This is a genomic window from Embleya sp. NPDC055664, assembly GCF_053618075.1.
In genome coordinates this window covers 554,779-567,794 of sequence record NZ_JBSHGZ010000002.1, presented here as the reverse complement: position 1 = coordinate 567,794, position 13,016 = coordinate 554,779, and the positions used below count along the sequence as shown (strand labels likewise).

Below are 13,016 nucleotides of genomic sequence, written 5' to 3'. Positions count from 1 at the left end.
TTATTGGGTCGGGGGCGCCCCCGGGGTTTGGGGGGGGGGGGGGGGGGCGCGGGGGCGCGGCCGCGCCGGGCCGCGGCCCCACCGGCGCCCAACCGCCTTTCCGGGCGTCGCCCTACAGCGTGAGCAACGCGCGGATCGGTCGGGTCGAGTCGGTCAGCGGGCGCAGCGCGAGCCGCAGGAGGGCGAGCGGATTGTCGTCGCCCGCGATCCGGTTCGCGCCCAGCTCACCGCAGGACTGGCACTGATGGATCAGCTGCCACTCCCCGTCCGCCCGAACGGACATGCTCAGCACGGTCATCCGTCCCCGGCACTCGGCCGCGCGGTCGCCCGGGACGCGGCGGTCGAGGTGCAGGCTGGTCAGACAGTGCGGACAGTGATTGCGATGGGCCGTGCCGGGCGCCGCCAGCGGTACGTCGAGCCGGCACGCCACGCACCGGAACGCGTCGCCGCGCCCGGTCCGGCCGTGCGTGACGTCCTTGTACCGCTGGGGGCGCCGGCCGCTCGACCTGTGTCGGCCCATGCTCACAGCTCCCCGAACACTTCGAGCGGGAACGGTGGTTGGGCCAGCGGTCGCACGGCCATCCGGATCAGGATCAGCTGGTTGTCGTCCGGCGCGATGGCACTGGAGGTCAGCTCGTCGCAGCGGATGCACCGATGCACGAGCATCCAGTCGCCGTTGCGCAGCACCGCGATCGAGATCGGCGACATGCGCGCACCGCACTCGGACGGGCCGCCCTCGACGTGGTCCACCACGTGCCGCGAGTGCAGGCAACTCGGGCAGTGGTTGCGCCGGTCGCCGGCGGGGTCGACGGTGGTCACGGTGAGGCCGCAGCGCACGCACCCGAAGGTGTCGACGCGCGGTGACGTGGGGTGATTCCGGCCGGAATCGGTGGTGCCGGTGGACACTCGGAAATCTCCTTGCCGGGAGGTGGAAGCACTGACAGCAAGGAAGCGCCGAGCGGTCTCGGAAGGGTCGTCGCCGCGGTCCGTCACGCGCCGCGCGGTGCGCTGCGTGTGGGACCGGCGAGCCCACCGGGGGATCAGTGCGGCCCGGGAGGTTTCCCGGTGTCGGATCCGACCGCGGTCGTACGAGGCGCGCTCGGCGCGGGCACGGGCATCAACACCTGATTTCGGTGGAAGGGGGCCGCGCGGGTCGGCGCGGGCAGGACGCGGCGAAGGTAACAGCGGGCGCGGAGCCGGGGCCAACGATTTTCCACACGGGGGCGCGGCGGTGCGGCGGGTGCGGACGGGCCGCGGGCCGTGCGACGGGGTCGCCGGCCGGGCGATCGTTCCTGGCAGACTCGGCGGATGATCGTCAGACTCGCGCAGCAGGCCGATCGGCCCGGATTCCTGACCCTGGCCGCCGAGGTCGAGCACTGGTTCGGGCCGATGGTCGCGGAACCCGGCTTCCACGCGGCCCTGGACGAGCACGTGCGCGACCATCGGGCGCTGGTGGTGCCCGACGACGGGGATCCCGCCGGCGGGCTCCTGGGCGGCCTGCTGTTCGGCACCGAGGCGCCGGTGTACCGGGTGCACTGGCTGGTGGTGTCGGAACTCGCCCGGGGACGGGGGGTGGGTCGTGCGCTGATGGCCGAGGCGATGCGCCGATTCGGTCCCGGCACCGTCGAACTGGTCACCTTCGGGGCCGACCACCCGGGCGCGGTCGAGGGCGGCTCCCGCGCCTTCTACACGTCCCTGGGCTTCACCCCCGCCGAACCCGCCGCACCGGGCCCCGAGGGCGGCTCCCGGCAGGTGTTCCGCCGCACCGTGGAGCGGGACGTGTCCGTGCGCCCCGAGTAAGTCGGGCCCGCCGCCCGTACGTGGACGGCGGGCCCGGTGGGTCACACCACGCCGAAGGCGGTCATCGCCTCGGCGACCCGCAGGAAGCCGGCCACGTTGGCGCCCAGGACGTAGTCGCCCTCGCGGTCGTGCTCGGCGGCGGTGGCCAGGCACGTGGCGTGGATGTCGCGCATGATCGCGCCGAGCCGGGCGTCGGTGTCGGCGAAGCTCCACGAGGTGCGGGCCGCGTTCTGCGCCATCTCCAGCGCCGAGGTGGCCACCCCGCCGGCGTTCGCCGCCTTGCCCGGCGCGAACGGCACGCCCGCCGCCTTGAACACGTGCACCGCCTCCGGTGTGCACGGCATGTTGGCACCCTCCGCGACCGCCATCAGACCGTGCTTGACCAGGTGCGCCGCGGCGGCCCCGTCCAGTTCGTTCTGCGTCGCGCAGGGCAGCGCGACGTCGCACGGGACCTCCCAGACGGAGCCGCCGTCGACGTAGCGCGCGTGCGCCACCCGGTCGGCGTACTCCGCGATCCGCCCGCGCCGGGTCAGCTTGATCTCCTTGAGCAGGTCCAGGTCGATGCCCTTGTCGTCGACGATGTAGCCCGCCGAGTCGGAGGCGGCGACCACCCGCGCGCCGAGTTCGCGGGCCTTCTCGATCGCGAAGACGGACACGTTGCCCGAACCGGAGACCACCGCCCGCCGGTCCATCAGGTCGTCGCCGCGCACCCGCAACATCTCGGCCAGGAAGTAGACGCAGCCGTAGCCGGTGGCCTCGGTACGCACCTGCGACCCGCCCCAGCCGAGCCCCTTGCCGGTGAGCACCCCGGCCTCGTAGCGGTTGGTGATCCGCCGGTACTGGCCGAACAGGTAGCCGATCTCCCGGCCGCCGACCCCGATGTCGCCGGCCGGCACGTCGGTGTGCTCGCCCAGGTGCCGGTACAGCTCGGTCATGAACGACTGGCAAAAGCGCATCACCTCGGCGTCGGAACGACCCTTCGGATCGAAGTCCGAGCCGCCCTTGCCGCCGCCGATGCCCAGGCCGGTGAGCGCGTTCTTGAAGATCTGCTCGAAGCCGAGGAACTTCACCACGCTCAGGTTCACCGACGGGTGGAAGCGCAACCCGCCCTTGTACGGGCCGAGCGCGCCGTTGAACTCGACGCGGAAACCCCGGTTGACCCGCACCCGACCGGAGTCGTCGGTCCACGGCACCCGGAACATCAGCTGCCGCTCCGGCTCCACCAATCGCTCCAGGAGCGCAGCGTCGGCCAGCTCGGGACGCCGGGCCAGCACCGCGCCGAGGCTCTCCAGCACCTCGTGCGCGGCCTGGTGGAACTCGGGCTCGCCGGGGTTGCGGCGCAGCACTTCGTCGAAGGTCGCCGCGGCCGGTCCGGTCAGCTCGGCGAATGCCTGGTGGCTCATGGGTGGTTGTCCTTTCGTCGAACGGGCCCGTCGCGCGCGATCGGGTGCGGTTACGCTATCCGCCGCGCGGCCCGTTCCGATCCGCGCCGGACCGCGGCGCCGGTCAGAGGGAACGCCCTCAGTGATCGCGAACCGCGACCTGGGATGCTGCATTCCGTGTGGCCCAAAAGACTTGATGCAGCGTCACTTCCCGTGGCGGCCCTGGCGACGGTGCTCCTCGCGTCCGGATGCGGATCCGGCGGCGGGGGCGACTCCGGCGCGTCGTCCGCGCCTCCTGCCCGATATGCACCGATCGAGGTGGGGGTGCCGGATCCCAAGCTCGCGTCCCCGGTTCCGGCGCCGCCGTGCGACCCGAGTCGGAGCCTGACCCCCGCCGGCCCGCCCCGGGCGGGCGCGATGCCGACCGGCTCGACGATGCGCGCGATCCAGGACCGGGGTCGGCTGGTGGTCGGCGTCGACCAGAACACCCGGATGTTCGCCGCGCCCAACGAGGACACCGGAAAGCTGGAGGGCTTCGACATCGACCTGGCCCGGAAGGTGGCCGAGGCGATCTTCGGCGACGTGGACCGCGTCCAGTTCAAGACCATCCCGCCGGGTCGACGGATCGACGTATTGCTCAAGAACGAAGTGGACATGGTGGTGGACGCGATGACCATCACCTGCGAGCGCCGGCAACAGGTGGACTTCTCCGCGGTCTACCTCGAGGACGCGCTGCGTTTCCTGGTGCCGAAGCACTCGAAGGTGCAGAGCCTGGACGACCTGGCCGGGAAGTACGTGTGCGTGTCCTCGAACACCACGCCGGAGCGCCGGGTGGCCGAGTCCAAGGCCAAGGTCTACGCGGTGTCCGACCGGACCGACTGCCTGGTCGCACTCCAGGAGGGCCGGGTCGCCGCGGCCTACACCAACGCCTCGCTCCTGGAGAGTCTGCGTGAGCAGGATCCGAAGCTGGAGGTGACGGGACCGAAAACCGTCGAGGAGGTCAAGGGCATCGCGATACCCAGGGGCCAGGAGGATTTCGTGCGTTTTCTCAACGCGGTGATGGAACGCATGAAGACCGACGGCACCTGGCAGCGGCTCTACGACACCTGGCTCGCTCCGTCGCTGGGCGCGGCCAAGCCGCCGGCGACCACCTATCGCGACTGAGCGGGGCAGGCGCCGATCGTGGTGCCGCGATCGGGGCGGACGGCCGCTGTGGCAGCGGTTACTGACGAGGCGTCAGGTCGCTGCTACGTTGCCGCCCATGTTCCTTTCCCTCGGACTGCCCACGCACCTGGTCGAGGCCGGCGCCGATCTGATCGGCGCCGAGGCCGTGATGGAGATGTCCCGCGCGGCCGAGTCCGCCGGGTTCGACGCGGTCTTCACCACCGACCACCCGTTTCCCGGCGACCGCTGGCTCGCCCACGGCGGCCACCACACGCTGGACCCGATGGTCACGCTGTCCTTCGCGGCGGCGGCCACCACCCGGCTGCGCCTGCATACCAACCTGTTCGTCCCGGCGTACCGCAATCCGTACCTGTCCGCGAAGATGATTTCCTCGCTGGACGCGCTCTCCGGGGGCCGGCTGATCCTGGGCGTGGGCGCGGGCTACCTGGAGCCGGAGTTCGCCGCGCTCGGCGCCGACTACGCGAATCGCAACGACGTGTTGGACGACGCGCTGCGGGCGATGCGCGCGGCCTGGACCGGGGAGAGCGTCGGGGGGAACACGATGCGGCCGCGGCCCGCGCAGGACCGCATCCCGGTGTGGGTGGGCGGCAACAGCAAGCGGGCGATCCGCCGGGTGGTGGACCTGGGCGACGGCTGGCTGCCGATGCCCGCCCCGGCCGGTGCGTCCCGGCACCTGAAGACCCCCGGCCTGGAGACGCCGGCCGATCTGGCCGCCCGGCTCGACTACGCCCGGGAGTACGCCGCCTCGGTCGGCCGCACCGATCCGATCGACGTCACCTTCATGCCGCGCGGGATGAGCATGTTCGACGGCGACGGGTTCGATCCCGAGGCGATCGTGGCCGACCTGACCGAGCAGGCCGAGGTCGGGGTCACCGGGGTGACGCTGACCGTGCCGGCCACGACGCGGGCGCAATACCTGGAGCAGACCGCGGCGCTCGGCGAGTCGGTGGTGCCGAGGGTGAAGGCGCTGACGGTGCGCCCGCTGCTCGGCTAGCGCGGGCGCAGAGCGCCCCCGCCGGGCGCGGCCGGGCGCCCCACGACACGCGGGCCGGCGTCGCGACGACGACGCCGGCCCGCGCGCTCGCCGACCGGCGCCCGGCGCCCGATCACTGCCGGTAGGACCCGATGAACTCGCCGATCCGGGTGATCGCGTCGGTCAGGTCGTCGACCTGGGGGAGGGTCACCACGCGGAAGTGGTCCGGCTGGTGCCAGTTGAATCCGGTGCCCTGCACGACCAGGATCCGCTGGCTCTGCAGCAGGTCGAAGACGAACTTCTCGTCGTCGACGATCTTGCACACGTCCGGATCGATCCGGGGGAACGCGTAGAGCGCGCCCTTGGGCTTGACGCAGGTCACACCGGGGATCGAGGTCAGCGCCTCGTACGCGGCGTCGCGCTGGGCGTGCAGCCGGCCGCCCGGCAGGATCAGGTCGTTGATGCTCTGGTAGCCGCCGAGCGCGGTGGCGATCGCGTGCTGCGAGGGCACGTTCGCGCACAGGCGCATGTTGGCCAGGATGTTCAGGCCCTCGATGTAGCTGGTCGCGTGCCGCTTGGGGCCGGACAACATCAGCCAGCCGGATCGGAAGCCGGCCACCCGGTACGCCTTGGACAGGCCGTTGAAGGTCAGGCACAGCAGATCGGGCGCGAGGGAGGCGATCGGGACGTGCACCGCGTCGTCGTAGAGGATCTTGTCGTAGATCTCGTCGGCGAGGAGGAGGAGTCCGTGCCGGCGGGCCAGGTCGACGATGCCCTCGAGGATCGGCTTCGGGTAGACCGAGCCGGTCGGGTTGTTCGGATTGATCACCACGATCGCCCGGGTGCGGTCGGTGATCTTGGCCGCGATGTCGTCGAGGTCGGGATACCAGTCGGCGCCCTCGTCGCACAGATAGTGCACCGGGGTGCCGCCGGACAGGCTCACCGCCGCCGTCCACAGCGGGTAGTCCGGCATCGGCACCAGTACCTCGTCGCCGTTGTTCAACAGCGCTTGGAGTGCCATCACGATCAGCTCGGAGACGCCGTTGCCCAGGTAGACGTCGTCGACGTCGACACCCTCGATGCCGCGCGTCTGGTAGTGCTGGACCACGGCCCGGCGGGCGGAGAGCACACCCTTGGAGTCCGAGTAGCCCTGCGCGGCCGGGAGGCTGCGGATCATGTCGTGCAGGATCTCGTCGGGTGCCTCGAAACCGAACGGCGCGGGGTTGCCGATGTTCAGCTTGAGAATCCGGTGCCCCTCGTCCTCGAGGCGTTTCGCCTCGTCGAGAACCGGGCCCCGGATGTCGTAACAGACGTCCGCGAGCTTGCCCGACTGGCGCAGCTCGGGCATCGGACGATTCTGTGGCTGCGACAACTCTTCGACGCTCACCTGGATATCTCCTCCTCGCAGGGCGGTCGCCCGCGCGACCTCGAACACACGGCGAGCGGGCGATCCTGCGAGTCTTCCACGCCGGCGGTGCGGAACGCAGTGGGATATCTGCCACGTGGGCGGCTCGGAGCCCGCTCGTGACCGGTCCGGCACCCCCTCGTGATCGGTCCGGCACCCCTTCGCGACCGGTCCGGTGTCCCCTCGTGACGCCGTCGATCGGCCGCCAAGTGTTCATCCGAGCGTTGCCCGCGTGGCAGATCCAAATCACTCCGTGGCGCCCTCGTGGTGTCACCCTGCCGCACATGGACGTGTCGTACTTCTACGGAACAGCGGGCGAAATCGACGCCGCGAGTCTGTACCGGCTGCTGACGCTGCGCAGCCGGGTCTTCGTGGTCGCACGCCGGCAGCCCTGGCTCGATCCCGACGGCCGCGACATCGAGCCCGGGACCGCGCACCTGTGGGCGGAAGCGGACGGCGTGGTGGTGTCCACGCTGCGACTGACCGAGGAGGGGGACGGCCTGTTGCGGATGGGCCGCGTCTGTACGCTCCTGTCCCATCGACGCCAGGGGCACGCGACGGTATTGGTTCGGCACGCCCTGGTCCTGGCCGGTCCGCGACCGGTGATCGCCGACGTGTACGCGCGCAGCGCCGACTGGTTCACCCGGCGCGGCTTCGAGCCGCGCGGCGGGCGCACGGTGGTGGAGGGCGAGGCGCACACCTCGATCCAGCACGTGCCGGCGGCCCGGCGCGCGGCGGCGGTACAGGCCGGCGGGAGCGGGGCCGGGCAGCGCGGCGGCGGGTACGTGCCGGCCTGGGCGTCGACCTGAGCCGAGGCCGGCTTCGGGAGACCGGAAAACCGGCGGCCTCGGCGGCCCCACGGCGCGGCCTCGACGTGTTTGGATGGGTCCTCGCGTCGGGGAGGGATCGGCCATGCGATTTGTGGTTCTGGGGGCCGGAGCGATCGGCAGCGTCCTCGGCGCCCGCCTCGCCCGGGCGGGGCACGACGTGCACCTGGTCGGTCGGCGGGCGCACGTCGACACGATTCGCGCCCACGGCCTGCGGGTCCGCACGCCCGACGGCGAGGACGTGGTCCGCCTCGATGCGGTGACCACGATCGCGGCCCTCGCGGCGCGGCCGATCTGGTCCGAGGTGGACGCGGTCGTGTTGTGCGTCAAGTCCCAGGACACCGCCGGCACGCTGCGCGAGCTGGCCCGACACGCCGAGCCGGAGCTGCCGATCCTGTGCGCCCAAAACGGTGTGGCCAACGAGGACACCGCGCTGCGCCTGTTCGCCAACGTGTACGGCGTGCTGGTCGCCTGCCCGACCGCGTATCTGGAACCGGGCGTGGTGCACGCCTACTCCGCGCCGGTGACCGGGGTGCTGGACATCGGGCGGTATCCGCACGGTCGGGACGCCTTCGCGGCCCAGGTGTCACGTGTCCTGTCCGGCGCCGGATACGGCTCCGAGGTGTACGCGGACATCACCGCGTACAAGTACGGCAAACTCGTCACCAACCTCGGCAATGCGGTCGAGGCGCTGTGCGGCCCGAACGCGCGCGGCGGGAATCTGGACCGGCTGGCCATGGACGAGGCCCGCACGGTGCTCTTCTCGGCCGAGATCCACGCCGAGTTCGCCCCGGTCAGCCCGCTCGTCCAAGTGCGCCCGGTGGGCGGCGAGCGGCGGCCCGGCGGCTCGTCCTGGCAGAGCCTGTACCGCCGCACCGGCGGCATCGAGACCGACTACCTCAACGGCGAGATCGTGCGCCTCGGCCGACTGCACGGGGTGCCGACACCGGTCAACGCCGAACTCCAGCGGGCGGCCAATCACCTGGTGGTGTCGGGGGGCGAGCCCGGCTCGGTGTCCGAACTGGAACTGCTGCGAGCGGTGGTGGACGGGCGGGGGCCGGGCCCGGGGCATCGAGAGGCGGACTGAGCGACCGGGCCGGGCGGGTCGGGCGCGGCCGACCCGTGGCATGTCCGCCGGGGAAAAACCGGTGACCCCCGGCGCGTGGGATCGCTAGCCTGACGGTCCGTCGGCGGTGTGCCGACGTGCCGACCGGTGTCTCGGGCGGCGCCGTGCCCACGACGCGTGCGCGAAGGAGTGAGCCCATGGGAGAGCAGCCGACACCTTCGCCCGCCGTCCCCCTGGCGGCCGGCTCCGAGCCATAGGGCCGGTCGCCGGAGCCACCGCAATGCCCTCGGGGGGACCCCATCATGACCGACGCGGACACACTGCCCACCACCCCGTCCCTCGAGGATTGCCTCGCCGTGCTCGGCGCGCTGTCCGACCTCGCGCCGGACGCCCCGGAGCGGCGCGCGATCGAGCGGGCCCTGGCCTCCTTCAACCGCTCGGGCCGCCATCGTCGCCGCGCCGAGCAGCGCGAACTGCGTACCCGGGAGCGGACCGAGGTGACCGAGCGAACCGCGCTCGGCGCCGCCGACCGGGTCGAGGACGTCGCCCTGGACGACACCGGGCTGCCCACCTGCGTCGGCGTGGTCGAGATGGGCCTGCGCTGCTACATCTGCAAGCAGCCCTATCGACGCGTCGACGGCTTCTACCACCGGCTGTGCCCGTCGTGCGCCGCGGAGAACCGGGAGCGCCGACACGCGCGCACCGACCTGAGCGGCCGGCTGGCGCTGGTCACCGGCGGGCGGGTGAAGGTCGGCCACGAACTGGTGCTCAAACTGCTGCGCGACGGCGCGGAGGTGATCGTCACCTCCCGGTTCCCGCACGACACGCGCCGACGATTCGCCGCCGCGCCCGACCACGACCGCTGGGCGCACCGGCTGCGGGTGCACGCGATCGACCTGCGCGATCTGGGCGGGCTCGTCGCGTGGTGCGATCGCCTGGTGGCCGAGGGGCGCCCCTTGGACATCCTGGTCAACAACGCCGCGCAGACGATCCGTCGACCCGCGTCGGCGTACGGGCCGCTGCTCGCGGCCGAGCGGGCGGCGTTGGGCGCGGGCGCGTTCGTCCCCCGGTTCGAGCTCGGCGCGGCGCCGGGGGCGCTCGTGCCCGGGTACGAGCCGGGGTCGGATCCCGTTTTGGTGGACCCGGCCGGGCTGATCCCGGACCGCGCCCCGGCCAACTCCTGGTCCAAGCAGGTGGACGAGGTGGATCCGGTGGAACTGCTCGAGGTGCAGCTCGTCAATGTGACCGCGCCGTTCGTGCTGGTGGGCCGGCTGTTGCCGCTACTGCGCGCGGCCCCGGCCGAGCGGCGCTACATCGTCAACGTGTCGGCGGTGGAGGGCCAGTTCGGGCGCGCGTACAAGTCGCCCGGGCACCCGCACACCAACATGGCCAAGGCCGCACTGAACATGCTCACCCGCACCAGCGCCGAGGAACTGGCCGCGCAGGGCGTGTACATGACGAGCGTCGACACGGGGTGGATCACCGACGAGAAGCCGGCCCCGGACAAGGAGCGGGTCGCCGCGGCCGGGTTCCGCACGCCCCTGGACATCGTGGACGGCGCGGCCCGGGTGTACGACCCGATCGTGCGCGGGGAGCGGGGGCAGGCGCCGTTCGGCTGCTTCCTCAAGGATTATCGGGTCGCGCCCTGGTGATTCGGGTCGCCCCGGTGGTCGTTCACCGAGCCGGCGCGTGTCTTCGAGCCCCCGCAGCGCGCCGCGGCGGTCGGTCGTGACCGCCGGGACGCGCTGCGGGGGATCGCCGGGATCGGCGATCGGGGGCCGGGCGCCGGGGGGCGGGGGGCGGCGCCCGGTGGTTCGGGCGGCCGACATCAGTCGGCTTCGGCCAGGATCAGGTAGAGCCGCTTGCGGGTGTCGGTGATCACTTCGAGTGCCTTGGCCCGCTGGGCCTCGGTGCCGTTGGACATCAACTGGCGCAGTGCGTCGCCGATGCCGTGCATGGCCGAGCGCATGTCGTGGACGGCCTCGAAGTCGACGCCCTGGCTGGCCTCGTCCCACGGCTTGGAGTCCTCGGGCAGGGCGGCGGCCTCCTCGCGGCCGGCGTCGGTCAGCGTGAACAGCTTGCGGCCGCTGCCCTCGACGCCCTCGATCACGCCCTCGTCCTCGAGGAGCTGCAGGGTCGGGTAGACCGAGCCGGGGCTGGGCTTCCACACGCCGCCGGTGCGTTCGCCGATCTCCTGGATCATTTCGTAGCCGTGCATCGGCCGTTCGGTGAGCAGGGCCAGGATCGAGGCCCGCACGTCGCCGCGGCGGGCACGACCGCCGCGCCCGCGGCCTCGCCCGCGCCCCTCCGGTCCGCCACGCCCACCGTGACCGTGCCCGCGCCCCCACGGGCCCTGGGGCGGCGGGCCCCACGATCCGAAGGCCGGGCGGTTGTGGTCTTCGTCGCCCCAACGGGAGCGTCCTTTGTTGCGGTGCATGAGTTTTCTCCTTGATTCGACGCGGATGATCCGATGGTCCTCCGCGATCTTGTGAACGTATCGCGATCGTTCGCGATGGCTCAACGATATATCGGTACTGCTCGTTGCGCAAGCATGGACCGCGGGCCGGTCGTCCGCTCTCGTAGAGTCGCCGGCGTGACCGAGCCCTCCTACCTCGCCGCCGTCCGGGAGTCGTACGACACCGTCGCCGCCGACTACGCCGAACGGGTCAAGAGCCCGGCCGACCTGGATCCGTTGTCCCGCGCGATGCTCACCGCGTTCGCCGAGATCGTGCGCACGGCCGACCGCGGGCCGGTCGCGGACCTGGGCTGCGGGCCAGGCAAGGTCACGGCGCATCTGGCGGACCTGGGGGTGCCCGTATTCGGCATCGACCTGTCCCCGAAGATGATCGATCTGGCCCGGCGGGCCCACCCGAGCCTGCGCTTCACCGTGGGCTCGATGACCGCGCTCGCGATCCGGGACGACGAACTCGGCGGCATCCTGGCCTACTACTCCGTGCACCACACGCCGCCGGAGCTGTTGCCCGTCGTGTTCGCCGAATTCCATCGCACGCTCGCACCCGGCGGCTCCGTGATGGTGGCCGGCCACGTGGGAGACGGTGTGCGTCTGCGACCGACGCGGGCATATGGCGGCCATCCGGTGTCGTACGAGTCCCACCTGCAACCGCCGGATCGCATCGTCGCGCTCCTGGAGCAGGCCGGCCTCGTCGTCACCTCGCGACTGCTGCAGGAACCGGACGAAGGAACGACCAGGACGATCGCCACCCTTTTGGCCCACAAACCCGAACCGTCCTCGCTGTCATAGGGTGATCGGGGCGGGGGATTCGGGGCAGGACGCTGCGGCGGTGGGGAATCGAGTCCGCTGTGCGCGAGGGGAACTTCGCCCGGGTGTCGGGCGTCCTTCGAAGGCATGGGTTCGTCGTGATCGATCCGCGCGGCGAGCCTTCGCAGGTTCTCCACGGAATCCGCACGAGCCGGGCGCACAAGACGCGTTGGGCGAGCCTCGCTTACGGGTAGATTTCGGTTGATTGCTCTTGGTGAGCGGCTGACGTGGGGAGAGGGCTGTGTGGACCTGGTTGGCGGTGGGGTCGGCCGCATACCTCGCGTTCCTCGCGTGCGTGATCCTGGTGCTGCGCGCGGCCAAGGCCCGCGCGCGGGCGGAACGGGCGGCGGACGCCCGGGAGTTCGGGTCACCCTCGCCGTCGCCGCCCGCGGTGGAGCGGGCGGGGCCGGATCCGGGTTCGGTCGCGGGGCCGGCTGCGGATGGTCGGCCGGCGGAGGCTTCCGTCGAGGACGAGGCGGCGCGGGCGCACCCGGACCCGGAGCCGGGCGAGTCCGGCGAGCCGGTGCGGGGATGTGTGCCCGGGCCGGTGGCACCGCCGAATCCGCCCACGTCTCGGTTGCGGGGCTGAGGTCGAGCCGTTTCCCCCGACCCGCTCGGGGTAGGGGCGGCGCATGGTCGACCCGACGCCCGCCGCCGCGCCCGATGACGAGGACCGACGTCCGCTGGGCGAACTGGTGCCCGCACCCGATCGGGTGATGCGCATCGCCGAGATGGTTCGCCGACTCATGGAGGAGCTGCGCGACGCGCCGCTGGACGAACCGGGGCGCGGCCGGGTCCGGGCGGTCTACGAACGTTCGTTGCCCGAGCTGCGCCGTTCGCTCGCGCCCGACCTGTACGCCGAACTGGAACGCCTCGCCGCGCCGTTCGCCGGCCCGGACGCCCCGAGCATGGCCGAACTGCGGATCGTGCACGCGCAGTTGGTCGGCTGGCTGGAAGGGTTGTGGGGCGGCATCCGGCTGACCCTGACGATGGGGCCCGGAGGCGGCGAGATCGGCCCGCTGCGGCCGGTCTCGGACGACGGTGACGGCGGCTCGTATCTGTGACGGTTGCCTGACTGTGTCAAGCTGATGGTGGGTC

Annotated in this window: 14 protein-coding genes; 9 read left to right on the top strand and 5 right to left on the bottom strand. The window is 72.1% G+C overall.

All coding sequences use genetic code 11. From position 1 onward, the window contains the following. Window positions 1-112: 112 nt before the first annotated feature. On the bottom strand, window positions 113-520 hold the full coding sequence (locus ACWGR4_RS05725; protein WP_380042950.1) for an RNHCP domain-containing protein: 408 nt from the start codon (window positions 518-520) through the stop codon (window positions 113-115). 2 nt (window positions 521-522) lie between these two features. Further along, complete coding sequence (locus ACWGR4_RS05720) at window positions 523-906, bottom strand: RNHCP domain-containing protein (RefSeq protein ID WP_380000887.1); 384 nt, start codon at window positions 904-906, stop codon at window positions 523-525. A 402-nt stretch (window positions 907-1,308) separates the two neighbouring features. Here ACWGR4_RS05720 and ACWGR4_RS05715 point away from each other — a divergent pair, with 402 nt between their 5' ends. Further along, window positions 1,309-1,800 (top strand): GNAT family N-acetyltransferase, encoded by a 492-nt coding sequence (locus ACWGR4_RS05715; RefSeq protein WP_452134014.1) that lies wholly within the window; start codon window positions 1,309-1,311, stop codon window positions 1,798-1,800. Window positions 1,801-1,841: 41 nt separating this feature from the next. Here ACWGR4_RS05715 and gdhA read toward each other — a convergent pair whose 3' ends face one another. Then, entirely contained in the window at window positions 1,842-3,203 is a 1,362-nt protein-coding gene (gene gdhA / locus ACWGR4_RS05710; RefSeq protein WP_380000883.1) for an NADP-specific glutamate dehydrogenase, read from the bottom strand. Between the two features lie 303 nt (window positions 3,204-3,506). Here gdhA and ACWGR4_RS05705 point away from each other — a divergent pair, with 303 nt between their 5' ends. Both ACWGR4_RS05705 and ACWGR4_RS05700 read left to right on the top strand, forming a co-directional pair. Further along, window positions 3,507-4,346: a glutamate ABC transporter substrate-binding protein gene (locus ACWGR4_RS05705; RefSeq protein ID WP_452134015.1), complete on the top strand. Its 840-nt coding sequence runs from the start codon at window positions 3,507-3,509 to the stop codon at window positions 4,344-4,346. A gap of 97 nt (window positions 4,347-4,443) precedes the next feature. After that, window positions 4,444-5,361: an LLM class F420-dependent oxidoreductase gene (locus ACWGR4_RS05700; protein WP_452134016.1), complete on the top strand. Its 918-nt coding sequence runs from the start codon at window positions 4,444-4,446 to the stop codon at window positions 5,359-5,361. Between the two features lie 112 nt (window positions 5,362-5,473). On the opposite strand, the gene ACWGR4_RS05695 is transcribed toward ACWGR4_RS05700, so the two are convergent. Beyond that, window positions 5,474-6,688: a pyridoxal phosphate-dependent aminotransferase gene (locus tag ACWGR4_RS05695; protein ID WP_380000878.1), complete on the bottom strand. Its 1,215-nt coding sequence runs from the start codon at window positions 6,686-6,688 to the stop codon at window positions 5,474-5,476. Window positions 6,689-7,029: 341 nt separating this feature from the next. Here ACWGR4_RS05695 and ACWGR4_RS05690 point away from each other — a divergent pair, with 341 nt between their 5' ends. The 3 genes from ACWGR4_RS05690 (at window position 7,030) to ACWGR4_RS05680 (ending at window position 10,290) form a co-directional block, all read left to right on the top strand. Then, a complete protein-coding gene (locus ACWGR4_RS05690; protein ID WP_380000876.1) occupies window positions 7,030-7,554 on the top strand; it encodes a GNAT family N-acetyltransferase in 525 nt (174 codons plus the stop codon). Window positions 7,555-7,657: 103 nt separating this feature from the next. Beyond that, entirely contained in the window at window positions 7,658-8,659 is a 1,002-nt protein-coding gene (locus ACWGR4_RS05685) for a ketopantoate reductase family protein (RefSeq protein ID WP_380000874.1), read from the top strand. 281 nt (window positions 8,660-8,940) lie between these two features. Beyond that, window positions 8,941-10,290, top strand: a complete 1,350-nt coding sequence (locus ACWGR4_RS05680; RefSeq protein ID WP_452134040.1) for an SDR family NAD(P)-dependent oxidoreductase — start codon at window positions 8,941-8,943, stop codon at window positions 10,288-10,290. 176 nt (window positions 10,291-10,466) lie between these two features. On the opposite strand, the gene ACWGR4_RS05675 is transcribed toward ACWGR4_RS05680, so the two are convergent. After that, window positions 10,467-11,075, bottom strand: coding sequence for a PadR family transcriptional regulator (locus ACWGR4_RS05675; protein ID WP_452132643.1), 609 nt, complete (start codon window positions 11,073-11,075; stop codon window positions 10,467-10,469). A 156-nt stretch (window positions 11,076-11,231) separates the two neighbouring features. Between ACWGR4_RS05675 and ACWGR4_RS05670 the strand changes: the two genes are divergently transcribed. The 3 genes from ACWGR4_RS05670 to ACWGR4_RS05660 all read left to right on the top strand — a co-directional run bounded on the left by ACWGR4_RS05670 (window position 11,232) and on the right by ACWGR4_RS05660 (window position 12,982). Next, a complete protein-coding gene (locus ACWGR4_RS05670) occupies window positions 11,232-11,900 on the top strand; it encodes a class I SAM-dependent methyltransferase (protein WP_452132644.1) in 669 nt (222 codons plus the stop codon). 259 nt (window positions 11,901-12,159) lie between these two features. Then, window positions 12,160-12,507, top strand: coding sequence for a hypothetical protein (locus ACWGR4_RS05665; protein WP_452132645.1), 348 nt, complete (start codon window positions 12,160-12,162; stop codon window positions 12,505-12,507). 43 nt (window positions 12,508-12,550) lie between these two features. Further along, window positions 12,551-12,982 carry a proteasome activator gene (locus tag ACWGR4_RS05660; RefSeq protein WP_452132646.1) on the top strand — a complete coding sequence of 144 codons (432 nt, stop codon included), beginning with the start codon at window positions 12,551-12,553 and terminating at the stop codon, window positions 12,980-12,982. Window positions 12,983-13,016 lie beyond the last annotated feature (34 nt).